This is a genomic window from Pasteurella oralis, assembly GCF_042681465.1.
Classification (GTDB): Bacteria; Pseudomonadota; Gammaproteobacteria; order Enterobacterales; family Pasteurellaceae; genus Pasteurella; species Pasteurella oralis.
Genome location: NZ_JBHUFP010000005.1, coordinates 111,682 through 133,939 on the forward strand (window position 1 = coordinate 111,682; position 22,258 = coordinate 133,939).

A 22,258-nucleotide genomic window follows, 5' to 3' on the forward strand; every position below is an offset into this window, starting at 1 on the left:
AGTAGCAAATGAAAGTTGCAGTTCTAGGTGCCGCAGGCGGTATTGGTCAGGCGTTAGCATTATTATTGAAATTACAATTACCAGCTGGTTCAGAGTTATCATTATATGATATTGCACCAGTTACACCTGGTGTTGCTGCGGATGTAAGCCACATTCCAACCGCAGTTAAAGTGCAAGGGTTTGCTGGTGAAGATCCAACTCCTGCATTGCAAGGCGCTAACATTGTTTTGATTTCTGCAGGGGTTGCGCGTAAACCAGGTATGGATCGTTCAGATTTATTTAATATCAACGCGGGTATCGTACGTAACTTAATTGAAAAGGTTGCTGCAGTTTGTCCAAAAGCTTGTGTTGGTATTATTACTAACCCAGTTAATACTACAGTTGCAATCGCAGCAGAAGTGTTGAAAAAAGCGGGTGTCTATGACAAACGTAAATTATTTGGCGTTACTACATTAGATATTATTCGTTCTGAAACCTTTGTTTCTGAATTAAAAAATTTAGAGCCAACTCGTACAACTGTCCCTGTAATTGGGGGGCACTCAGGCGTGACAATTCTACCATTATTGTCGCAAGTGCAATATGCTGAATGGAAAGAAGAGGAAATTGCACCATTAACAAAACGTATCCAAAATGCAGGTACGGAAGTCGTAGAAGCAAAAGCTGGCGGTGGTTCAGCAACATTATCGATGGCACAAGCAGCAGCACGTTTTGCGCTTTCTTTAGTAAAAGGCTTACAAGGTGAAAATGTTGTTGAATGTACATATGTAGAAGGTTGTGGAAAATATGCACGTTTCTTTGCTCAGCCAGTGCGTCTAGGTAAAGAAGGTGTTGAAGAAATTCTTCCAATTGGTCCATTAAGTGCGTTTGAGCAGCAAGCGCTTGATGCAATGTTAGAAACACTACGTGCGGATATCGAATTAGGTGAAAAATTCGTTAATCAATAAACCTTTCTAGCTTAATTGATAATTTAAGAGCATCAATATCCTTTGATGCTCTTTCTTTTTGTATGAAAGAGCGGTCAAAAAAATAAAAATTACAATAAAAAGCGTGAGTTAGTTCACATTATTTAAAATAACCATTTGTGGAATAAGGTTTATTTTTGTATTCTTAGCACAACTAAAAACAAGTGCTATAATAAATAGCCGACATATTTTGCTTTCCGAGTAGTGCCTTAAAACGAGGCACTTTTTTTTACCCTAGTGATAAGTAAGAAAAAAGCTGATGAAAACACCAGCTTTTAATTCAAATCCTGCTATTTTAGTAAATTACATTTTTTCAACAGTTTTAATTCCTAGTAAATCTAGACCTTGTTTTAAGGTTTTCTCTGTCAGCAATGCTAATTTTAAGCGGCTTAGTTTTACTTGCTCATTTTCATTATTCAAGATAGGGCAATGCTCATAGAAGGAAGAGAAGATACCCGCTAATTCATACAAATAAGTACATAAAATATGTGGTGTACCTTCTTTTGCAACGATTTGAACGGCTTCTTCAAACTGTAATAATTTAACGACTAATGCGCGCTCTTTTTCATCATTAATCATGACATTAGCTTGATGAAGATCTTGTTCAGTTAAATGACTACGATTAAAAATGGAACGAATACGCGTATAGGCATATTGCATATAAGGTGCAGTATTTCCTTCAAAGCTGAGCATATTATCCCAGTCGAATACATAATCTGTTGTTCGATTTTTCGATAAGTCTGCATATTTTACTGAACCAATTGCGACAGCTTCAATCACAGCTGCTTTTTCTGTTTCAGAGAGTGTATTATTTTTTTCATTAATTAATTGGCTAGCTCGTTCTACAGCTTCATCTAATAAATCTGCTAATTTTACGGTACCACCAGTACGTGTTTTAAATGGTTTACCATCTTTACCTAACATCATACCGAAGTTTTTATGTTCAAGTTGGAAGTGCTCTGGCACGTAGCCTGCTTTACGTGTGATTAGCCAAGCTTGTTGCATGTGTTGGCTTTGGCGAGTATCTGAGAATACTAAAGCGCGATCGGCTTTTAATATTTCATAACGGTATTTGGCTGCTGCAATATCTGTCGTTGTATAGAGAAAACCGCCGTCTTTTTTTTGTACGATAACCCCCATTGGCTCGCCATCTTTATTTTTGAACTCATCAAGATATACAACTAAAGCACCTTCATCTTCAACAGCTAAGCCTTGTTTTTGTAAATCTGCAACAATACTTGGTAGCATTGGATTGTATAAACTTTCACCCATGACATCTTTTTCGGTGAGTGTAACATTTAAGCGATTGTAGTTATGTTGATTTTGTTGCATTGTGATATCAACAAGCTTTTTCCACATACTATTACAATATTGATCACCACTTTGTAATTTAACGACATAACTACGTGCTTTTTCAGCAAATGTAGGGTCGTTATCATAATGTTCCTTTGCTGCGCGATAAAATGCTTCTAAATCGCTTAATTCCATTTCTGCCGCATTTTCATTTTCTATTTTTTCAAGATAGGCAATTAACATGCCAAATTGCGTTCCCCAATCACCAACGTGATTAGCACGAATAACCTTATTACCTAAAAACTCAAGTGTACGCACTACAGCGTCGCCAATGATGGTTGAACGTAAATGTCCAACATGCATTTCTTTTGCGACATTTGGGGATGAATAATCTGCAACAACAGTCTGTATTTCATCAGATTTGATTCCTAATTTTTCATCATTTAGTGCATGTTCTACGTTGGCAGCTAACCAATTTTTATCTAAGAAAATATTAATGAAACCAGGACCTGCAATTTCTACTTTGTCTGCAATATGTGCTAAGTCGAGTTGTGTAATGACTTTTTGAGCAAAATCACGTGGGTTTGTCCCCACTTTTTTGGCTGCTGCCATAATGCCATTGGCTTGATAGTCACCAAATTGTGCTTTGCTAGATTGACGGACAAGGGCATCACATTGTGTATCAGCACCAGCCAAAATCATCGCTTGCTTAATTTTGTGAGATAAAATAGATTGGATATTCACTGTATTTTTATACCTAAATTATGAATTAATAGAATAATCGGCTATGATACCGTTCTTTAGGCATTCAGAAAAGATACCGTGAGAAAAAATGACAACTTTTGAGCAAATACATCCCCTTTTCATCGAAGTTAATGACTTAACCAAGAGTTTTCCTTGCTTTGCACAACGAATTCAAGATTTAGCTCAGCTCATGAATTTAGCTTTAGAAGAATATGAAATTGATCACATTGCACTACGAGTAAACACAGATGAGAAAGCAAAATATTGGCTGACACACTTACTAAAGTACGGTACAATTTTGAATCATAATATTGTCAATGGACGTGTTATTTATTTGATTAAATTAGCGCGGCCCCTACGTTTAGCAGGACAGTTTATTGATATTATTGAATTACCATTTCCTAAAAATAAAATTTATCCTATTGAAGGCTGGGAACATATCGAAGTTGTTATGCCGTTTTTGCAGAATGAAACGACAGAAGAATGGATAAAACGTGTTAGTCTTTTATTTTTATGGAACCAACTGGATAATTTAAAAGTCAAAGTGAGTGAACCTAAAGTGGAAGGAGAACAACTACCAAATCCATCTATTGCAGTAAGTTTTGTGGATAATGCACAAAATCATACTTGCATTAAGGTTCATCCTTATAATATTAAAAAAATTATTGAGGTTTAGCAAAGATGAAAAAAACAACAGTTTTAGCATTGGCAACGGTATTAAGTTTGGGATTGGTTGCTTGTACGAAAAATCATAATGATCATTATTATGGTAATGGCTATCGTGCTGAAATTCTTTTCAGTGAATACAATGGTGAAAACTTATTGTTAACAGTTCGTAAAAATGACTGTGAAAATAAAGATGGTCCAGTTGAAACAATGCAGCTTTCTCATCAATATGATTCAACCCTTGTTGTAGGTGCTTGTGTACGTGTACTCGATAATAATGAAGGTTTGAAAAATATTTCCACTTTTAGTCCAAGATCGCCTATATAATGTTATTTCAAGGTAGGAGTTTTATGAAAAAAGTAACAGTCGCATTCGCTATTTTAATGAGCTTTGGTTTAGTTGGTTGCGCCAATACTGATATTTATAGCGGTAATGTATATGAAGGTAACCAAGCAAAAGAAACACGCTCAATTAGTTATGGCACTATCGTTTCTAGTCGTCCAGTAAAAATTCAAGCAGACAATCAGGGTGTGATTGGTACTGTTGGTGGTGGTGTACTTGGTGGTGTTGCAGGTTCTGGCATCGGTGGTGGTACAGGGCAAATGATTGCAACAACTGTTGGAGCAATTGCGGGTGCCGTTATTGGCAGTAAAGTTGAAGAAAAGGTCACACAAGTAGATTCTTTAGAACTAGTTATCAGAAAAGATAACGGGCAAGAAATAGTTGTTGTGCAAAAGTATGATGCAAGCTTAATGCCTGGTGCACGAGTGCGTATTGTTGGTGGTTCTCGAGTGAATGTATCTGTTATCAGATAAGAAGTTCTAATGTATTTTAAGAAAAAGGCTTTCAGTCGTTAACTGAAAGCCTTTTTGTTTGTGATTATCAGCGATTGATAAGAAGATTATTTATAGTTTCTTTTAAATACATGTTAGAATTGTCCGATTTTTTATTTCATTTTGTTAATTTATTATAAGGTTAATCAATGAAACCAACAATTATCAGTAAATTAGAAAGTTTGAAAGAACGTCATGAAGAACTTGAAGCATTATTAGGTGATGCCTCTGTTATCAGTGATCAAGAGAAATTTCGTGCTTATTCAAAAGAATATGCACAACTAGAAGATGTAGTGAAATGCTTTGCACGCTGGAATCAATTACATAGCAATATAGAAGAAGCACAATTATTGCTTGATGATCCAAGTATGAAAGAGATGGCACAAGAAGAGATTGAAGAATGCAACGCGGAAATTGAGCAAGTTGAGCAACATTTACAAATTCTTTTATTACCTAAAGATCCAAATGACGAATATAACTGTTATTTAGAAATTCGTGCGGGTACTGGGGGGGATGAGGCTGGTATTTTTGCTGGTGATTTATTCCGTATGTATAGCCGTTATGCGGAGAGTAAGCGTTGGCGTGTTGAAGTGTTAAGCGCAAATGAAAGTGAACAGGGTGGTTATAAAGAAGTTATTGTGAAAGTAAGCGGCGAAGGTGTTTATGGTCAGCTTAAATTTGAATCTGGTGGTCATCGTGTACAGCGTGTACCAAAAACAGAGTCGCAAGGGCGAATTCATACTTCAGCATGTACAGTAGCAGTAATGCCAGAGTTACCTGAATCAGAATTACCAGAAATTAATCCATCAGATTTACGTATTGATACTTATCGCTCATCGGGGGCAGGTGGTCAGCATGTTAATACTACTGATTCAGCTGTACGTATTACTCATATTCCAACGGGGATCGTTGTTGAATGCCAAGATGAACGTTCTCAGCATAAGAATAAAGCCAAAGCTTTGTCTGTACTAGCCTCACGCATTGTGCAAGCTGAAAAAGAACGCCAAGAGCAAGTACAGGCAGATACACGTCGTAATTTATTAGGTTCTGGTGACCGATCAGATAAAATTCGTACCTATAATTATCCTCAGGGACGTGTGACTGATCACCGTATTAACTTGACGGTGTACCGTTTAGATGAAGTGATGAACGGCAAAATTGATGAATTAATTCAACCAATTATTACTGAATATCAAGCCGATCAGTTGGCTGCATTATCTGAGCAAGCATGATGATATCCTCATGATTTTGATGTGAAAGATGGAACATAATCTAACTAAAAAATGGGCATTTGCTGTGATGCCCAATTATTTAGCTTGTCTAGTGATTGCTGGAAATAAAACAGCAACTTGTTCTGGTCATATTTTTTATACATTTTATGGACAAGAATTACCTCAATTAAACGATGAAGCGATCATTTTAGATCACAATAATAATCCTCTTGTTACGATTACAATAACTTCAGTTGAGCAATGCTCATTTGGACAAGTATCTGAAGCTTTTGCATTAGCAGAAGGAGAAGGGGATTATACACATTGGTATCAAAGTCACGAGCAGTTTTTTAATACACAACTTTTTACTCTAGACCAAGCATTATTAGCAGATTGTATTGGTGTGAAAGAAAAAAAAGTGACATCTGATTTCAAGGTAATTTGCGAACGATTTACTGTTGTTGACGTACAAGCAAAAAGTTATGCTGAGTGGTTAGCTTTTGCAGAGCAAGTGTTATTAGAAGCATTAGATTCTGATCCTTATTTAAATGTAAAATCTGATATTAATATTTTATTATCTTTTGTGACAGGGCGTAGTAAAGCAAGTATTATGGCTTTTTCAGAAACGTTTCTCACGCCAGATGAACTTATTCAGCTTGCAAAATTACTTGTCCGCCGCGCACAAGGTGAGCCAATTGCCTATATTCTTGGTGAAAAAGAATTTTGGTCATTACCATTGAAAGTGTCACGAGATACGTTAATTCCTCGTCCAGATACAGAAATTTTAGTAGAAAAAGCCCTTGAGCTGGCAAAATTACGCTTAAACCTACCGCACTTTACTGGTGAGCTTGCGATTTTAGATTTAGGTACAGGTACTGGTGCAATTGCGTTAGCATTAGCTTTCGAGTTAGCCCCTTTAGCACAAAAGTGCGGTGCAAATTTAAAAATTTTTGGTGTAGATCGTATTGCACAAGCGGTTGAATTAGCGAAACAAAATGCAGCGTTGAATCATTTGGACGTCACCTTTTTACAAAGTTCATGGTTTGCTGCACTCGATTTGCAGATGAAATTTGATGTGATTGTGAGTAATCCGCCTTATATTGATGAAAAGGACCCTCATTTGATGCAAGGCGATGTTCGTTTTGAGCCTTTATCTGCACTTGTTGCCGAAGAGCAAGGGTATGCAGATTTACGACATATTGTGACCCATGCCTCATGCTTTTTAAAGGCAGGAGGTTATTTATTATTAGAACATGGTTGGCAACAAGGACAAAAAGTGCAGTCAATTTTTAAAGAGAATCAGTGGCAAGATATAACAACTGTGCAAGATTATGCTGGTAATGATAGAGTGACTTTAGCTCGCTGGAGAGGTTAGAAAATGAAATATGTAAAAAAAGCACTTTATGATGAAATGCTGACCTTTTACCATACTACACTCAGAGATAGTGATAGCGTATTACGTGTTCGTGGACAAATTGGGCATTTAGTACGTGCTGCACGTAAGCAAATTCCGCCTGAAATGGAAACAAAAGCAAAAATTCACCTACTTTTACAATTATTCTATGGTGAATGGGGATTTCATTGTGATCCAAATTCTTATTTTCTTTCATCGAATTTATATTTAAATGATGTATTAGAAACTCGAACAGGTATGCCAGTTAGTCTGGGCGCAATTTTACTTTATATTGCAGATCGCCTAAATTTACCGCTATATCCGGTTAATTTCCCAACCCAATTAGTGCTGCGTGCTGAAGTGGATGGCGAAGTTGCATTTATTAACCCTTGGGATGGGCAATATATTCCGCTTGCACTATTACATAAATGGTATGAAGGAGCGATGGGATTTGGTCTAGAGCTTACACCAGCCGAATTAGCTATTGCAAATGTCGGGGATTTATTAGGGCGTTTTAGACAACTTGCCAAAAATGCATTAATTCGTGAGGAACGAAATGATGAGGCGTTATGCTATATTTCACATTTAATGCATTATTATCCTGATGATCCTTATGAAATACGTGACCGCGGTTTAGTGTTGGCACAAATGGGTTGTTATCATGTCGCCACAGAAGATTTTGAGTATTTTATTGATCAATGTCCTCAAGACCCGACTGCAGCATTACTTAAAAATCAGCTAGAAGAATTGAAACAAGATTCTTATCCTATTCATTAAGAAGGAAAACCAGATGCAAAATAAAATTGTTCGCTTAGATAATATTGAAATCGCTAATGACAAACCATTTGTTTTATTTGGTGGTATGAATGTTTTAGAAAGTCGAGATATGGCAATGCAAGTCTGTGAAGCTTATGTCAACGTGACAGAAAAGTTAGGTGTGCCTTATGTATTTAAAGCGTCCTTTGATAAAGCAAACCGTTCCTCAATTCATTCTTATCGTGGACCTGGGATGGAGCAAGGATTAAAAATTTTCCAAGAGTTGAAAGACACTTTTGGAGTCAAAGTGATCACAGATGTACATGAAATTTATCAATGCCAGCCTGTTGCAGAAGTAGTTGATATTATTCAATTGCCAGCTTTTTTAGCACGTCAAACGGATCTTGTTGCGGCAATGGCAAAAACTGGTGCAATAATTAATGTGAAAAAACCACAATTTTTAAGTCCGGGACAAATGGGCAATATTGTTGAGAAAATCGCAGAATGCGGTAATGATAAAGTGATTTTATGTGATCGTGGTTCAAATTTTGGTTATGACAACCTTGTGGTTGATATGCTGGGTTTTACTGTAATGAAAAAAGTATCGAAGGGCTGTCCTGTCATTTTTGATGTGACTCATTCTTTACAATGTCGTGATCCTTTTGGTGCCGCGTCAGGTGGTCGTCGTGATCAAGTAACTGAATTGGCACGTGCGGGAATGGCTATTGGTTTAGCAGGACTATTTTTAGAAGCACATCCAAATCCAAATCAAGCAAAATGCGATGGACCCTCTGCATTACCGCTTTCTGCGCTTGAAGGTTTTGTCGCGCAAATGAAAGCAATTGATGATTTAGTGAAAAGTTTCCCAGAGTTAGATACGTTAAATTAGTATTGGAATAAGAGGGGGATTGTAATGAAGGTATTGTATTTTTTAGTTTTCACAGGCGCAGTAACGCTTTTAATTTCTCCTATTGCTTATAGCGTTGATACAACAAAAACAGCACAACAGGTACAAACAACTGTACAGATTGAGCAAGGTGAGGCGCTTTATCAGCAAGGATTACAATATATCTATGGTTTAGGTAATGAATCAATCGATTTAGCAAAAGCAGCAACTTTTTTTGAACAAGCAAGAAAAGTGGGTAATGCAGATGCCATTGCAAGACTAGCAGATATGCAGTTAGAAAAGGATAATAAAACGGCTTATTTTCTTAGCTTAGAGGCAGAGGAAAAAGGAAGTGGCTTAGGTGCGCTTGTTTTAGGTGAAATGTATCATCACGGCTGGTATGTACCACAAGATGAAAGCTTAGCGGAACAGTATTTCAAGAAAGCGTTTGCAATTCTGCAAGCAGAAGTAAATGCGGGAAAGCACTATCATTTGAACGCGTTAGCTTATATGTATGATTTGGGGTATGGTGTAGCAGAAAATATTGATAAAGCAAAAGTACTGTATCGACAAGCTGCAAACTCAGGTAATGCAGTTTCAAAACGTAATTTAGCTGAACTTTATAAAATAGAGGTATTGACTGAAAAAAAACGTAAAGAAATGTTTCAGTTATTTTTGCAAGCTGCAGAAAAAAATGAAGTCGATTCTCAATATGAAGTGGGTGAATATTATGTAGAAAGTGGAGAGTTTGAAAAAGGTGTTTTTTGGTTAAAAAAAGCAGCTGAACAAGGGTTAGATAAGGCAAGATTATTGGTTGCGAATTTATCTCTAGCTGGATTAGGTACCGCAGTTGATGTGGATTTTGCACTCAGTGAATTTGAAGCATTAGAAGATTATTACACATTGGGTTATCTTTATGAGTTAGGTACAGGCGTGCCACAAGATTTAGCAAAAGCATTACATTACTACGAGCTTTTTTATGCTAAAAAACAAGATGATGATGAGTCGCGACAAGAAGAAGTATTAGAAAAAATAGCACAATTAAAAGAGCAGTTAGGTAAGAAGTAAATTGCTTATCGTAATTAGAGCCTCTCCAATGTGAGAGGTTTTTATGTGCGGAAAGAAAGTGCGGTCGATTTTGTAAAAATTTTGTTTTTCCATTTTATATATTCAAAGATGGGTCTTGTGAAGAGAACGAATTGAGTTAAAAATAATTTTATTCGGGCAATTTATAGTTTGCTATCTCAAATTAAATTGGACAAAATAGAAAACCATTGCAACAAAAGGAGTTACCAATGTTAAAAATAGTTTTTCTTGATAGTACAGCGATTCCTAAACATATTCCAATTCCTCGTCCAACTTTTGAACATCAATGGATTGAATATGAACATACTGCTGCTAACGAAGTGATTGAGCGTATGCAAGACGCTGAAATTGCAGTAACGAGTAAGGTCGTATTTAGCCGTCAGGTCATGCAACAATTACCAAAATTAAAGTTAATTGCAATTACTGCAACGGGGATAAATAACGTTGATTTAGTTGCTGCCAAAGAACTTGGTATTACGGTAAAAAATGTCACTGGTTATTCTGCAACAACCGTACCAGAGCATGTATTAGGGCTAATTTATGCATTAAAGCATAGTATTATGAGTTGGTATCGTGATCAGTTGTCAGCAAAATGGGCAGAGAGTAAACAATTTTGTTATTTTGATTATCCAATTACAGATGTCAAAGGTTCAACGTTAGGCATAGTTGGTAAAGGTTGTTTAGGGACAGAAGTAGGACACTTAGCCAGCGCAGTTGGGATGAAAGTACTTTATGCTGAACATAAAGATGCGGCGTCTTGTCGAGTGGGTTATACCCCTTTTGTAGAAGTTTTGAAACAGGCGGATATTGTTACTTTACATTGCCCTTTGACGGAAACAACCCAAAATTTAATTAATAAAGAAACGTTGGCTTTAATGAAAAAAGGCGCGTTCCTTATTAATACAGGGCGTGGCCCATTAGTTGATGAAAAAGCACTCGTTGAAGCGTTAGAAAACGGTCATTTAGGTGGCGCAGCATTGGATGTTCTAGTGAAAGAACCGCCTGAAAAAGAGAATCCGATTGTTCAAGCTGCAACCAAGTTGCCTAATTTAATCGTTACTCCACATATTGCTTGGGCATCAGACAGCGCAGTAACGACTTTGGTCAGCAAAGTAACACAGAATATTGAAGACTTTGTGAAGAATCAATTAAATACTTAATGAATAAATATCGTGGTGTTGTTGTATAGTGTTTATGCAATAATAGCACGATATTTTTATTGCTAATTTTTGGTAAACATGAAATTTTCTGTTCCTTTATTTATTGCCCTACGTTATTGGCGTGCTAAAAGTGCGGATCGTTTTGGGCGACTGGTGACTAATCTAGCTAGTATCGGCATTGTATTGGGGGTCATGGCATTAATCATTGTGTTATCTGTCATGAACGGGTTAGAGCGCCATCAAAAGCAGCAAGTACTTGCTGATATTCCACATGCCATTATCATGCCTGAAAACCAACGAATAAACTTAGAAGATAAGATGATCGCCTTACCTGATTTTGTGCAAAAAGCGGTTGCGATTAATCAAACTAATGTCATTTTACAAACAGCAAAAGGCGTAAGTGCAGGACAAGTGATTGGTGTTCAACAACTTTCTGATGATCCTTTATTGTCAGGATTGTTCAATGATGATTTTGAACAAGTGCTAGCACCCAATGAATTTAATTTAGTGATTGGCGCTCAATTAGCACAAAAGCTCCAATTGCATGTCGGTGATAAAGTGCGTTTAATGATTACTGAAAACAGCCAATATACACCTTTGGGGCGTGTTCCTGTTCAACGCTTATTTACAGTGAGTGATATTTATTATACGAGTGGAGAAGCATCTAATTATCAAGTTTTTGCTAATTTGACAGATATTGGACGCTTAATGCGTATTCAGCCAAAGCAGGCACAAGGTTATCGCTTGTTTTTGCAAGATCCATTCCAAATTGTTGAATTACCGCATTACTTTACGGAAAAACAGTGGAAAATTAATGATTGGCGGAATCAAAAAGGCGAGTTTTTCCAAGCAGTGCGCATGGAAAAAAATATGATGGGTTTATTGATTAGTTTAATTATTGTGGTTGCTGTTTCTAATATTATTACTTCATTAAGTTTAATGGTGGTAGACAAGCAAGGAGAAATCGCTATTTTACAAACACAGGGATTAAATAAACGTCAAGTGCGGTCAATTTTTATCTATCAAGGGTGCTTAGTGGGCTTTATAGGAACATTGATTGGAACGCTATTAGGCATATTAGTCACATTAAATTTAGATCGTATTGTTAATTTGATTAATCCTCAAGGTATTTATTTACCCACTGCATTAGAACCTGTGCAAATTGTAGTAATCATTGCTTTTGCATTATTGTTATCGTTACTATCCACTATTTATCCAGCCTATCGTGCAGCAAAAATTGAACCTGCAGAAGCATTACGTTATGAATAAAAGAGCGGCAAGCAAGATGAAACAACATTTATTACATTGTCAAAATATCGGTAAATTTTATCAAGAAGGTACAGTACAAACACAAGTATTAAAAGGGGTATCTTTTGCGATGGAGGCAGGAGAGCTTGTTGCTATTGTAGGAAGTTCGGGATCAGGTAAAAGTACGTTATTGCACACCTTAGGTGGTTTAGATCAACCAAGCAGTGGTGAAGTATTTATTAAAGGACAATCTTTACAGCGTGCTAATGCTAATCAATTGGCTCAGTTACGTAATCAATATCTTGGTTTTGTTTACCAATTTCATCATTTAATGGCAGATTTTACTGCATTAGAAAATGTCATGATGCCAATGTTAATCGGGCAACAAAATAAAACAGAAGCGAAAGATCGTGCAGAAAAAATGCTGAGTGCAGTTGGGTTAGCACATCGTATTTCACACCGTCCTTCAGCCTTGTCTGGTGGGGAACGGCAACGAGTAGCGATTGCTCGCTCTTTAGTTAATAACCCCGCTTTAGTATTGGCTGATGAGCCGACGGGAAATTTAGATCGTAAAACAACAGAAAGTATCTTTGACTTAATTCAACAGCTTAATAATGAAGAAAATATTGCTTTTTTGCTAGTAACTCATGATCTTAGCTTAGCAGAAAAACTAGCGCGTCGTTTAGTTATGCAAGATGGTGTATTAAGAGAGGCGTTATAAATGAATACTCCTTTTTTTATTAGTTGGCGCTATCAACGCAGTAAGCAGAAAAATCGGCTTGTTTCTTTGATTTCTACGTTTTCTAGTGTTGGTATTGCATTAGGTGTAGCTGTGTTAATTTTAGGCTTAAGCGCAATGAACGGTTTTGAGCGTGAGTTAAATAATCGTATTCTTGCGGTAGTACCTCATGCGGAAATTATAATTTATCCAAGTGAAAATGAGCCACAAGCAATTAATCAATGGTCATCTCTTGTGCAACGACTGGCGCAACATGAAGAAATTCTAGGTATTGCACCCTATATTAGTTTCACAGCATTAGTTGAAAATGGGACTAAGTTAAAAGTTGTACAAGTAAAAGGTGTTGATAAGATAGCACAAGATCAAGTCAGCGCATTAGGTAATTTTGTGTTAGATAATGCATGGCATGATTTTAGTCAGCAAAGTGGTTTAATTTTAGGGTATGGCATTGCGCGCGATCTTGAGGTTCAAATGGGGGATTGGGTGACCTTATTGATTTCGCAGCAAAGTAAAAATAACCAATTATCTCAACCTATTCGCCATCGTGTACAAGTCAGTGGCATTTTGCGTTTAGATGGTCAACTTGATCATAGCTACGCTTTGCTGCCTTTAGCGCAAGCACAAGCATTAATAGGTCTAACCCAAGAGCAAATTCACGGCGTTGAATTGAAAGTCAAACAACCATTTGAAGTTCAAGCGTTACAATATCCAATGTTGCAAGATTATCCTCAGACATTATATGCGCAATATTGGATCAGTAAATTTGGCTATATGTATCGTGATATTCAACTTATTCGTAGCGTGATGTATATTGCAATGGTATTAGTGATTAGTGTGGCTTGCTTTAATATTATTTCGACGTTGATTATGGCAGTGAAAGATAAGCAAGGCGATATTGCAATTATGCGCACTTTAGGTGCTAATAATCGTTTTATTAAACAAATTTTTGTGTGGTATGGCTTGCAAGCCGGCATGAAAGGGTGTTTAATTGGTATTTTTTTAGGCATAGTCCTCGCGTTAAATTTAACTCAACTTATTCAATGGATTGAATTTTTACTTGGCAGAAAATTATTATCTGATGGTATTTATTTTGTTGATTTTTTACCAAGTGAATTGCACTGGCAAGATGTGTTATTAGTATTAGTTTCTGCACTAATATTAAGTTTGATAGCAAGTCTTTATCCTGCCAATCGAGCAGCAAAATTACAGCCTGCTCAAGTTCTGAGTAGCCACTAGACTTGAAAAATATAAAAAAAGTGACCGCACTTTTAAGTGTATTTATTGTTTAAAATTTAGTTCTAACTGATTGAATCTATTTTATTTATAAGAAGTAAGCGAGAGCAAAATGACAGAATATAAGAACGAAATTCAGATTGAAAATGATGACACTCGTATTGATAAAATTGAACAAGTTTTACCCCCCGTTGCGTTATTAGAAAAATTCCCAGCAAGTAGAACTGCTGCACAAGTTGTAAAAGAAACTCGTAAAAAAGCACATGATATTATTCATCAAAAAGATGATCGTTTATTAGTTGTAATTGGTCCTTGCTCTATTCACGATCCTCGTTCTGCGCTTGAATATGCAAATCGTATTAAGGCAGTGCGTGAAAAATATAAAGATACTTTAGAAATAGTTATGCGAGTTTATTTTGAAAAACCACGTACTACAGTTGGTTGGAAAGGATTAATTAATGACCCACATTTAAATGGCACTTTTGCTTTAAATGACGGGTTGCGTATGGCGCGTAAATTATTATCTGATGTGAATGATTTGGGCGTGCCTGCAGCCGGTGAGTTTTTAGATATGATTACACCACAATATCTCGCTGATTTTATGAGTTGGGGAGCAATTGGGGCGAGAACAACTGAATCACAAGTACATCGCGAATTAGCTTCTGGCTTGTCATGTGCTGTTGGTTTTAAAAATGGAACGAATGGAGGAGTTAGAATTGCATTAGATGCTATTGGCGCCGCTGAAGCACCACATTATTTCCTATCAGTAACAAAATTTGGTCATTCTGCTATTGTTTCTACTCGCGGTAATGAAGATTGCCATATTATTTTACGTGGTGGGGATAAAGGTCCAAATTATAGTGCTGAAGATATTGCTGTCGTTTGTTCTGATATTGCAAAAAATGGACGTATTCCGCATGTCATGGTGGATTTTAGTCATGCGAATAGTAATAAACAGTTTAAAAAGCAGTTAGATGTTTGTCAGAGTGTTTGTGAACAGATTGCTAATGGTTCAACGCAAATTTTTGGTGTTATGATTGAAAGCCATCTTGTTGAAGGGCGTCAAGATCTTGTAGATGGTAAAGCATTAACTTATGGACAGAGTATTACTGATGCATGTATTGGTTGGGAAGATAGTGAGCATGCACTTGAGGCATTATCAAGTGCGGTCGCTTCTCGCCGACATTTGAAGCTGTAATTAAATAAAAACCACCTTCGATGAAGGTGGTTTTTTTACTCTTTGACTTGTTGACAATAAGTCGCGAATTTTGGTTTGCCATTTTTAGTTAAGCCACGATATTTGTAACGAATAAGAGAATTAATTGGTGGTGGATTAAGGCGATCATCTAAGCTAAAACCAGAACCAATTTTAAATTGTCCACGCTGGTTTTCACAGGTTAATGCACCAAAGTAATTAGCAAATTGTCCTTTGCCTTGGTGATGAGCAATCACTTTACATTCTTCTTGCTGTACGATCTTTAGCTTTAAAATTTGACTACTGTATTTTCGTCCATAAAGTGCAAGTGGATTGCGCAATACTATGCCTTCTCCCTGCCGCTGTTCAACTTGTTTTAGAAAAGTTTGAATGTGCTGGGTATTTTGGATTGGGATTTGAGTAATAATTTCAATATAAGGAGAAGGATGTTGATTGAGATATTGTCTTAATACCGCTAATCGTTCAAATAAGTTGCCTTGTGCGTTTGGGACATCAAAAACATATAGCTTTAATTTATGCCAACCGTTATCTTGCTGTGAGCGTACAATAGAAGAAATATGCTCGAATTGATTGCGTTGACTAAAGAGTTCACCATCAATAGCAAAAGGCGGAAAATGTTGTATGAAGTAATCTGGGACAGATAATATTATTCCTTGGCGTGTATAAAGTTGTTGCCCATCCCAATAACCGCGTATGCCATCTAATTTTTCACTCATTACCCATCCATTAACATTCTGATTTTTATATTCATTGACTAACATTAATTCTGGTGCTTTAGCATTTAAACTCAATGAAAACCATAATAGAGAACCAGATAACCAATAGCGCATATTTACTCCTTTATTATTTGATTTGAGAAGAATGAAAAGTGTAATGAGATTGGAGCTAGGAAAACCGATATCTTACTTATTTTTGTGATTCGGATCGTAGACATCAAAAAAAATTTATAAATAAAAAATCTTTTCATTTTTATGACGCAAACGTTTGCTTTTTTAGCGAGGCGGATTATAATGCAGCGATTTTTTTATTTTTTAGTAGGGAATGAATAATGAGCTTGGATAATTATAGTTTAAAGCCAGTGCCACAAAATGAACGTAAAGGAGGAATTGCACTAACATTTGTAATGCTTGGACTCACTTTCTTTTCTGCCAGTATGTGGACAGGGGGGACACTTGGCACATCATTAACTTATGATGATTTTTGGATGGCAATTTTAATTGGTAACTTAATGCTGGGTGTTTACACTTCTTGTTTAGGTTACATCGGTGCAAAGACAGGCTTAACTACCCATATTTTAGCGCGTTATTCGTTTGGAGTGAAAGGTTCTTGGTTACCTTCATTACTACTCGGTGGAACACAAGTTGGTTGGTTTGGTGTGGGTGTTGCGATGTTTGCTATCCCAGTAAATAAAGTCACTGGCATTGATGTAAATACACTCATCATTGTTTCTGGGGCATTAATGACAGTAACCGTTTATTTTGGTATTTCAGCATTAACTATTTTATCAGCAGTAGCGGTTCCTGCAATTGCAGTACTTGGTTCTTATTCTGTGTATTTGGCAGTGACTGATGCTGGTGGATTAGAGGTATTGAGAGCTATTGTACCAAAAGAAAGTATGTCATTACCAATGGCGATTACGTTAGTTATCGGATCATTTATTAGTGCGGGCAGTCTAACTGCAGATTTTGTTCGCTTTGGACGTGTACCGAAACAAGCGATTATTATCAGCATGATAGCTTTCTTTTTAGGTAATTCCTTAATGTTTATTTTTGGTGCAGCAGGAGCTTCAGTAAAAGGTATGGCTGATATTTCAGATGTAATGGTCGCGCAAGGGTTAATTTTGCCTGCGATTATTGTATTAGGTTTAAATATTTGGACAACGAATGATAATGCACTTTATGCCTCAGGTTTGGGTTTTGCCAATATTACAGGATTAAGCAGCCGTATTTTATCAATGGCAAATGGTGTGATAGGAACACTTGCAGCACTTTGGTTATATAACAATTTTGTAGGCTGGCTCACTTTCCTTTCTTCTGCAATTCCGCCAGTTGGTGGTGTCATTATTGCGGATTATGTTTTACGCCACAAAGCATATCAAAATTTCGATCAGGCAAAATTTGTTAATATTAATTGGATTGCAATTGCTGCTGTTGCAATTGGTGTTGCTTGTGGTAAATATTTACCTGGTATTATTCCTGTCAATGCTGTATTGGGTGGTGCTATCTCGTATTTAATACTTAATCCATTGTTTGCAAAAATGTTAGCAACAAAATAGGAGTCAGTTATGTTAATTAAAAATGTACATTTAGCAAATAAAGAAGGGCTTTGGCAAATTCTCATTGAACATGGCAAAATTATGCGTACTTGTTCTAATGATGAAATCGTAGCCTATGATGGTGATATTTTAGATGCAGAGCAAGGCATTGCTTATCCTCCTTTTGTTGAACCACATATCCATCTTGATGCAACACAAACTGCTGGTCAGCCAAATTGGAATCAGTCTGGTACCTTATTTGAAGGGATTGAACGTTGGGCTGAGCGTAAATCTATGTTAAGTCATGAAGATGTGAAAGCCCGTGCATGGAAAACGTTAAAATGGCAAATCGCAAATGGCGTACAATATGTGCGTACCCATGTGGATGTTTCCGATCCCACATTGACTGCACTTAAAGCTATGTTAGAAGTGAAACAAGAAGTTGCACCTTGGATTGATTTACAAATTGTGGCATTTCCACAAGAGGGCATTTTATCTTATCCAAATGGTGAAGCTTTACTTGATCAAGCAATGGCAATGGGCGCTGATGTGGTAGGCGGCATTCCACATTTTGAATTTACGCGTGAATATGGTGTGGAATCAATGCATATTGCATTTAATATTGCGCGTAAGTATGGCAAACAAATAGATATTCATTGTGATGAAATTGATGATGAGCAATCACGTTTTGTGGAAACTGTTGCGGCATTGGCACTGAAATATGAAATGGGCGATAAAGTCACTGCTAGCCATACTACTGCGATGCACTCTTATAATGGTGCTTATGCGTCACGTTTATTCCGGTTGTTAAAATTATCAGGCATTCATTTTGTGGCTAATCCACTCGTTAATATTCATTTGCAAGGACGCTTTGATACATACCCAAAACGTCGAGGGATTACTCGTGTAAAAGAAATGCTGAAAAACAATATCAATGTTTGTTTTGGACATGATGATGTATTCGATCCTTGGTATCCATTAGGTACCGCTAATATGCTACAAGTGCTCCACATGGGATTACATGTATGTCAATTAATGGGCTATGGGCAAATTAATGATGGTTTAAAGTTGGTCACGGATAATAGTGCAAAAGCACTCGGATTAACAGATTATGGCATTGAAGAAGGACATTCTGCTAACCTGATTATTTTACCTGCGCAAAATGGTTTTGACGCAGTAAGAAGACAGGTACCAACGCGTTATTCAATTCGTCAAGGTCAGATTATTGCAGAAACTAAACTTGCAGAAACTCAGATTTATTTGGATAACGCAGAGATAGTTACTTACGGTTAAATAAAATGTATTCGGTGTACTTAGACAAAAGCAAATTATTAAAAAAATGCTAAGTCAGTATTTTGTTATTTTATTGCTAGATGAATCTCATCTATAATACGCTATATAAAAATACATGAGTAGCAATAAAATAAACATGATGAAAGTCGCATTAGGTATTCAATATAACGGAAAAAATTATTTTGGTTGGCAACGACAGGAAAATGTCGCCAGTGTTCAACAAGAATTAGAAAAAGCGATTTCTTTTGTAGCAAATGAAAACTGTCATATTTTTTGTGCAGGAAGAACGGATTCTGGGGTTCATGCGACAGGACAAGTAGTTCATTTTGAAACAAATGCTAATCGTCCTGAAAAAGCATGGACTTTTGGTGTTAATGCGAATTTGCCTGATGATATTTCAGTGAGTTGGGCAAAAGTTGTTGATAATAGCTTTCATGCACGTTTTAGCGCGACAGCTCGCCGTTATCGCTATATTTTATATTGCCATAAATTACGTTCAGCAATTTTGTCTGAAGGTGTAGCACATTGTCATTTAGCACTTGATCATCAACTTATGCATGAAGCTGGTCAAGCGTTATTGGGTGAGAATGACTTTTCCTCTTTCCGAGCAGCACAATGCCAATCTCATACACCATTTCGTCATGTACAGCATTTACAGGTGATTCGTCGAGGGCATTATATTATTGTGGATATTCAAGCTAATGCCTTTGTCCATCATATGGTGCGTAATATTGTGGGGAGTCTAATAGAAGTCGGTGCTGGTCATCAGCCCGTAGAGTGGATAAGTTGGTTATTAGCACAAAAAGATCGTACTTTAGCCGCACCTACAGCAAAATCAGAAGGACTTTACTTGGTTAATGTAAGTTATCCTGAGCAGTTTAATTTACCACAAAATACATTAGGTCCGCTGTTTTTAGAAAATGAATTATGGTAGCCAGATCAGACCTTTATTTCTGGAATCTTAGCTTAAATTGTGGTGTAATACGTCGAATTTTCTCGTTAAATAAAAAGGGTTAAAATGAGCTGGATTGATCGAATTTTTAGCAAAAATACTTCTTCAACAGGTTCTCGTAAGTCCAATGTACCAGAAGGTGTTTGGACAAAATGTAGTGCTTGTGAACAAGTTTTATATCGTGATGAGTTAAAACGTCATTTAGAAGTGTGTCCAAAATGTGGTCATCATATGCGGATTGATGCAAGAGAACGTCTTTTGGCTTTGTTGGATAAAGATAGTGTACAAGAATTCGCAGCAGATTTAGAACCAAAAGACATTCTTAAGTTTAAAGATTTAAAGAAATATAAAGATCGTCTTTCTGCCGCACAAAAAGAAACGGGTGAAAAAGATGCATTAATTGTAATGCAGGGGACATTATACGGTATGCCTGTAGTAGCTGCTGCATCAAATTTTAGTTTTATGGGCGGCTCCATGGGGTCTGTCGTTGGTGCTAAATTTGTACAAGCAGCAGAAAAAGCTATTGAGCAAAATTGTCCGTTTGTGTGTTTTTCTGCTAGTGGTGGCGCACGTATGCAAGAAGCTTTGTTTTCATTAATGCAAATGGCAAAAACCAGTGCAGTATTAGCTCAAATGCGTGAACAGGGAGTCCCTTTTATTTCAGTGTTAACCGATCCAACTTTAGGTGGTGTATCTGCCAGTTTTGCTATGCTTGGTGATGTTAATATTGCCGAGCCAAAAGCATTAATTGGTTTTGCAGGCCCTCGTGTTATTGAGCAAACTGTACGCGAAAAATTGCCTGAAGGATTCCAGCGTAGTGAATTTTTATTAGAAAAAGGGGCGATTGATATGATCGTTAAGCGTGGTGAAATGCGCCAAACCTTAGCGAGTTTATTAAGTAAATTGATGAATAAGCCATCACCTTTTGTTGAACCTGAATTGATTGAAGAAATCGAAGAAAGTAAAACTGATAATGAATAATCCAATTTCATCATTAACAGCCACTTCGCCTCTAGCGGAGTGGCTTTATTATTTAGAAAATAGCCATTTTAAAGCAATTGATTTGGGACTTGAACGCGTTAAGTCTGTTGCAGCGCATTTAAATTTGTTAACACCTGCCCCTTTTGTGATTACAGTCGGTGGTACTAATGGTAAAGGGACAACTTGTCGTTTACTTGAAATGATGTTAATGAATGCAGGCTATAAAGTAGGCGTGTATTCTTCACCGCATTTAATTCGTTACAATGAACGAGTGCGTATTCAAAATCAAGAATTAGCCGATAATATACATACTCAATCCTTTGCGTTTATTGAGCAAAATAAGACGCAGTCTTTAACTTATTTTGAATTTAGTACGTTATCTGCATTGCATTTATTTAAACAAGCAAAATTAGATATTGTCATTTTAGAAGTGGGGTTAGGCGGGCGCTTAGATGCCACTAATATGGTTGATAGTCATATCGCTGTGATTACTAGTATTGATATTGATCATGTAGATTTCTTAGGTTCAGATCGAGAGCAAATTGGTTTTGAGAAAGCAGGTATTTTTCGTGCTAACAAAGCTGCTATTATTGGTGAATCTAACATTCCCCAAAAAGTGTTGAATCATGCTAACTCACTGGCGTGTCAGACTTCTTGTCGCGATATTGACTGGTTTTTTACTGCAGATTCTCACTGTTGGAATTGGACTGGACAAAAAATGCAGTTTGAAAATTTGCCCATTTGTCAAATTCCATTAGCTAATGCTGCGACAGCATTAGCGACAATTGAACAATTACCTTTTACAATTTCAGAAGCCGTAATTCGTCAATCTTTACAAGATGTAGAATTAACTGGACGTTTCCAAACAGTCAAACATATTGATTTGCAACAACTGGCGAAACACATTAATAAAGCTGTAGAAGTATTACCACGAGTGATTATTGATGTAGGGCATAATCCACATGCAGCTAATTATTTGGCAGAAAAATTGACTACACTTAAACAACAAGGCTGCGGTAAGATTTTTGCGGTGTGTGGTATATTAAAAGATAAAGATACACAAGGTATATTTAACCCGTTGTTAACTCTTATTGATCATTGGTATTGTGTCACTTTAACAGGTTACCGTGGTCAACGTGGCGAAGAACTTTTTGTGACGTTGCAACAAATCGCACAAGCCCAAGCAATGGCATTGTCAGCAGAGAGTCAGCCTTCAGTTGAGCATGGTGTAACACACGCATTACAGCAGGCGAGCCAGAAAGATACTGTACTGGTATTCGGTTCGTTCTATACTGTCGGTGAGTTTTTACAATTGCTGTAAAATCTCTTATTACTTTAAATAACACCCTTGA

At 36.8% G+C, this 22,258-nt stretch carries 21 protein-coding genes; 19 read left to right on the forward strand and 2 right to left on the reverse strand.

Annotated elements, in window-relative coordinates; all coding sequences use genetic code 11:
* The first annotated feature begins 8 nt into the window (after positions 1 to 8).
* Positions 9 to 944 (forward strand): malate dehydrogenase, encoded by a 936-nt coding sequence (mdh, locus tag ACFSAV_RS04595; RefSeq protein ID WP_379096756.1) that lies wholly within the window; start codon positions 9 to 11, stop codon positions 942 to 944.
* Between the two features lie 321 nt (positions 945 to 1,265).
* On the opposite strand, the gene argS is transcribed toward mdh, so the two are convergent.
* The gene (gene argS, locus ACFSAV_RS04600; protein ID WP_379096759.1) at positions 1,266 to 2,999 is read right to left on the reverse strand and encodes an arginine--tRNA ligase; all 1,734 of its coding nucleotides are present in this window, start codon (positions 2,997 to 2,999) and stop codon (positions 1,266 to 1,268) included.
* Between the two features lie 88 nt (positions 3,000 to 3,087).
* Between argS and ACFSAV_RS04605 the strand changes: the two genes are divergently transcribed.
* The 13 genes from ACFSAV_RS04605 to aroG all read left to right on the forward strand — a co-directional run bounded on the left by ACFSAV_RS04605 (position 3,088) and on the right by aroG (position 15,408).
* The gene (locus ACFSAV_RS04605) at positions 3,088 to 3,675 is read left to right on the forward strand and encodes a VOC family protein (protein WP_379096762.1); all 588 of its coding nucleotides are present in this window, start codon (positions 3,088 to 3,090) and stop codon (positions 3,673 to 3,675) included.
* 5 nt (positions 3,676 to 3,680) lie between these two features.
* Positions 3,681 to 3,992, forward strand: a complete 312-nt coding sequence (locus tag ACFSAV_RS04610) for a hypothetical protein (protein WP_101775082.1) — start codon at positions 3,681 to 3,683, stop codon at positions 3,990 to 3,992.
* A 23-nt stretch (positions 3,993 to 4,015) separates the two neighbouring features.
* The gene (locus ACFSAV_RS04615; protein WP_101775081.1) at positions 4,016 to 4,480 is read left to right on the forward strand and encodes an outer membrane lipoprotein; all 465 of its coding nucleotides are present in this window, start codon (positions 4,016 to 4,018) and stop codon (positions 4,478 to 4,480) included.
* 167 nt (positions 4,481 to 4,647) lie between these two features.
* Entirely contained in the window at positions 4,648 to 5,730 is a 1,083-nt protein-coding gene (gene prfA / locus ACFSAV_RS04620) for a peptide chain release factor 1 (protein ID WP_379096766.1), read from the forward strand.
* Positions 5,731 to 5,797: 67 nt separating this feature from the next.
* Positions 5,798 to 7,084 carry a peptide chain release factor N(5)-glutamine methyltransferase gene (gene prmC / locus ACFSAV_RS04625; protein WP_379097311.1) on the forward strand — a complete coding sequence of 429 codons (1,287 nt, stop codon included), beginning with the start codon at positions 5,798 to 5,800 and terminating at the stop codon, positions 7,082 to 7,084.
* A gap of 3 nt (positions 7,085 to 7,087) precedes the next feature.
* Positions 7,088 to 7,879 carry a SirB1 family protein gene (locus tag ACFSAV_RS04630; RefSeq protein ID WP_101775079.1) on the forward strand — a complete coding sequence of 264 codons (792 nt, stop codon included), beginning with the start codon at positions 7,088 to 7,090 and terminating at the stop codon, positions 7,877 to 7,879.
* Positions 7,880 to 7,892: 13 nt separating this feature from the next.
* Positions 7,893 to 8,747, forward strand: coding sequence for a 3-deoxy-8-phosphooctulonate synthase (kdsA, locus tag ACFSAV_RS04635; protein ID WP_379096769.1), 855 nt, complete (start codon positions 7,893 to 7,895; stop codon positions 8,745 to 8,747).
* Between the two features lie 24 nt (positions 8,748 to 8,771).
* Positions 8,772 to 9,812 carry a tetratricopeptide repeat protein gene (locus ACFSAV_RS04640; protein ID WP_379096772.1) on the forward strand — a complete coding sequence of 347 codons (1,041 nt, stop codon included), beginning with the start codon at positions 8,772 to 8,774 and terminating at the stop codon, positions 9,810 to 9,812.
* Positions 9,813 to 10,039: 227 nt separating this feature from the next.
* Positions 10,040 to 10,990, forward strand: coding sequence for a 2-hydroxyacid dehydrogenase (locus ACFSAV_RS04645; RefSeq protein ID WP_379096775.1), 951 nt, complete (start codon positions 10,040 to 10,042; stop codon positions 10,988 to 10,990).
* A gap of 78 nt (positions 10,991 to 11,068) precedes the next feature.
* Positions 11,069 to 12,259, forward strand: coding sequence for a lipoprotein-releasing ABC transporter permease subunit (locus ACFSAV_RS04650; protein ID WP_379096777.1), 1,191 nt, complete (start codon positions 11,069 to 11,071; stop codon positions 12,257 to 12,259).
* Positions 12,260 to 12,275: 16 nt separating this feature from the next.
* A complete protein-coding gene (lolD, locus tag ACFSAV_RS04655; protein ID WP_379097314.1) occupies positions 12,276 to 12,959 on the forward strand; it encodes a lipoprotein-releasing ABC transporter ATP-binding protein LolD in 684 nt (227 codons plus the stop codon).
* Entirely contained in the window at positions 12,960 to 14,213 is a 1,254-nt protein-coding gene (lolE, locus tag ACFSAV_RS04660) for a lipoprotein-releasing ABC transporter permease subunit LolE (protein ID WP_379096780.1), read from the forward strand.
* Between the two features lie 109 nt (positions 14,214 to 14,322).
* On the forward strand, positions 14,323 to 15,408 hold the full coding sequence (gene aroG, locus ACFSAV_RS04665; protein ID WP_379096783.1) for a 3-deoxy-7-phosphoheptulonate synthase AroG: 1,086 nt from the start codon (positions 14,323 to 14,325) through the stop codon (positions 15,406 to 15,408).
* Between the two features lie 35 nt (positions 15,409 to 15,443).
* Here the strand turns inward: aroG and ACFSAV_RS04670 are convergent, their stop codons facing one another.
* Positions 15,444 to 16,256 carry a DNA ligase gene (locus ACFSAV_RS04670; protein ID WP_379096786.1) on the reverse strand — a complete coding sequence of 271 codons (813 nt, stop codon included), beginning with the start codon at positions 16,254 to 16,256 and terminating at the stop codon, positions 15,444 to 15,446.
* A gap of 218 nt (positions 16,257 to 16,474) precedes the next feature.
* Between ACFSAV_RS04670 and codB the strand changes: the two genes are divergently transcribed.
* From codB to folC, 5 genes are all read left to right on the forward strand, one after another.
* Positions 16,475 to 17,701, forward strand: a complete 1,227-nt coding sequence (gene codB, locus ACFSAV_RS04675) for a cytosine permease (protein ID WP_101775072.1) — start codon at positions 16,475 to 16,477, stop codon at positions 17,699 to 17,701.
* Between the two features lie 9 nt (positions 17,702 to 17,710).
* Positions 17,711 to 18,973 carry a cytosine deaminase gene (locus ACFSAV_RS04680; protein WP_379096789.1) on the forward strand — a complete coding sequence of 421 codons (1,263 nt, stop codon included), beginning with the start codon at positions 17,711 to 17,713 and terminating at the stop codon, positions 18,971 to 18,973.
* 139 nt (positions 18,974 to 19,112) lie between these two features.
* Positions 19,113 to 19,907 carry a tRNA pseudouridine(38-40) synthase TruA gene (truA, locus tag ACFSAV_RS04685; RefSeq protein WP_379097317.1) on the forward strand — a complete coding sequence of 265 codons (795 nt, stop codon included), beginning with the start codon at positions 19,113 to 19,115 and terminating at the stop codon, positions 19,905 to 19,907.
* 84 nt (positions 19,908 to 19,991) lie between these two features.
* Entirely contained in the window at positions 19,992 to 20,906 is a 915-nt protein-coding gene (gene accD / locus ACFSAV_RS04690) for an acetyl-CoA carboxylase, carboxyltransferase subunit beta (RefSeq protein WP_101775069.1), read from the forward strand.
* A complete protein-coding gene (gene folC, locus ACFSAV_RS04695) occupies positions 20,899 to 22,227 on the forward strand; it encodes a bifunctional tetrahydrofolate synthase/dihydrofolate synthase (RefSeq protein ID WP_379096792.1) in 1,329 nt (442 codons plus the stop codon). The genes accD and folC overlap by 8 nt, the downstream gene beginning before the upstream one ends.
* The last annotated feature ends 31 nt before the right edge of the window (positions 22,228 to 22,258 follow it).

Bases quoted from the DNA above. Each gene is read 5' to 3' on its own strand.
- mdh (WP_379096756.1), top strand. From the start codon at position 9: ATGAAAGTTGCAGTTCTAGGTGCCGCAGGCGGTATTGGTCAGGCGTTA.
- ACFSAV_RS04605 (WP_379096762.1), top strand. From the start codon at position 3,088: ATGACAACTTTTGAGCAAATACATCCCCTTTTCATCGAAGTTAATGAC.
- ACFSAV_RS04610 (WP_101775082.1), top strand. From the start codon at position 3,681: ATGAAAAAAACAACAGTTTTAGCATTGGCAACGGTATTAAGTTTGGGA.
- ACFSAV_RS04615 (WP_101775081.1), top strand. From the start codon at position 4,016: ATGAAAAAAGTAACAGTCGCATTCGCTATTTTAATGAGCTTTGGTTTA.
- prfA (WP_379096766.1), top strand. From the start codon at position 4,648: ATGAAACCAACAATTATCAGTAAATTAGAAAGTTTGAAAGAACGTCAT.
- prmC (WP_379097311.1), top strand. From the start codon at position 5,798: ATGCCCAATTATTTAGCTTGTCTAGTGATTGCTGGAAATAAAACAGCA.
- ACFSAV_RS04630 (WP_101775079.1), top strand. From the start codon at position 7,088: ATGAAATATGTAAAAAAAGCACTTTATGATGAAATGCTGACCTTTTAC.
- kdsA (WP_379096769.1), top strand. From the start codon at position 7,893: ATGCAAAATAAAATTGTTCGCTTAGATAATATTGAAATCGCTAATGAC.
- ACFSAV_RS04640 (WP_379096772.1), top strand. From the start codon at position 8,772: ATGAAGGTATTGTATTTTTTAGTTTTCACAGGCGCAGTAACGCTTTTA.
- ACFSAV_RS04645 (WP_379096775.1), top strand. From the start codon at position 10,040: ATGTTAAAAATAGTTTTTCTTGATAGTACAGCGATTCCTAAACATATT.
- ACFSAV_RS04650 (WP_379096777.1), top strand. From the start codon at position 11,069: ATGAAATTTTCTGTTCCTTTATTTATTGCCCTACGTTATTGGCGTGCT.
- lolD (WP_379097314.1), top strand. From the start codon at position 12,276: ATGAAACAACATTTATTACATTGTCAAAATATCGGTAAATTTTATCAA.
- lolE (WP_379096780.1), top strand. From the start codon at position 12,960: ATGAATACTCCTTTTTTTATTAGTTGGCGCTATCAACGCAGTAAGCAG.
- aroG (WP_379096783.1), top strand. From the start codon at position 14,323: ATGACAGAATATAAGAACGAAATTCAGATTGAAAATGATGACACTCGT.
- ACFSAV_RS04670 (WP_379096786.1), bottom strand. From the start codon at position 16,256: ATGCGCTATTGGTTATCTGGTTCTCTATTATGGTTTTCATTGAGTTTA.
- codB (WP_101775072.1), top strand. From the start codon at position 16,475: ATGAGCTTGGATAATTATAGTTTAAAGCCAGTGCCACAAAATGAACGT.
- ACFSAV_RS04680 (WP_379096789.1), top strand. From the start codon at position 17,711: ATGTTAATTAAAAATGTACATTTAGCAAATAAAGAAGGGCTTTGGCAA.
- truA (WP_379097317.1), top strand. From the start codon at position 19,113: ATGAAAGTCGCATTAGGTATTCAATATAACGGAAAAAATTATTTTGGT.
- accD (WP_101775069.1), top strand. From the start codon at position 19,992: ATGAGCTGGATTGATCGAATTTTTAGCAAAAATACTTCTTCAACAGGT.
- folC (WP_379096792.1), top strand. From the start codon at position 20,899: ATGAATAATCCAATTTCATCATTAACAGCCACTTCGCCTCTAGCGGAG.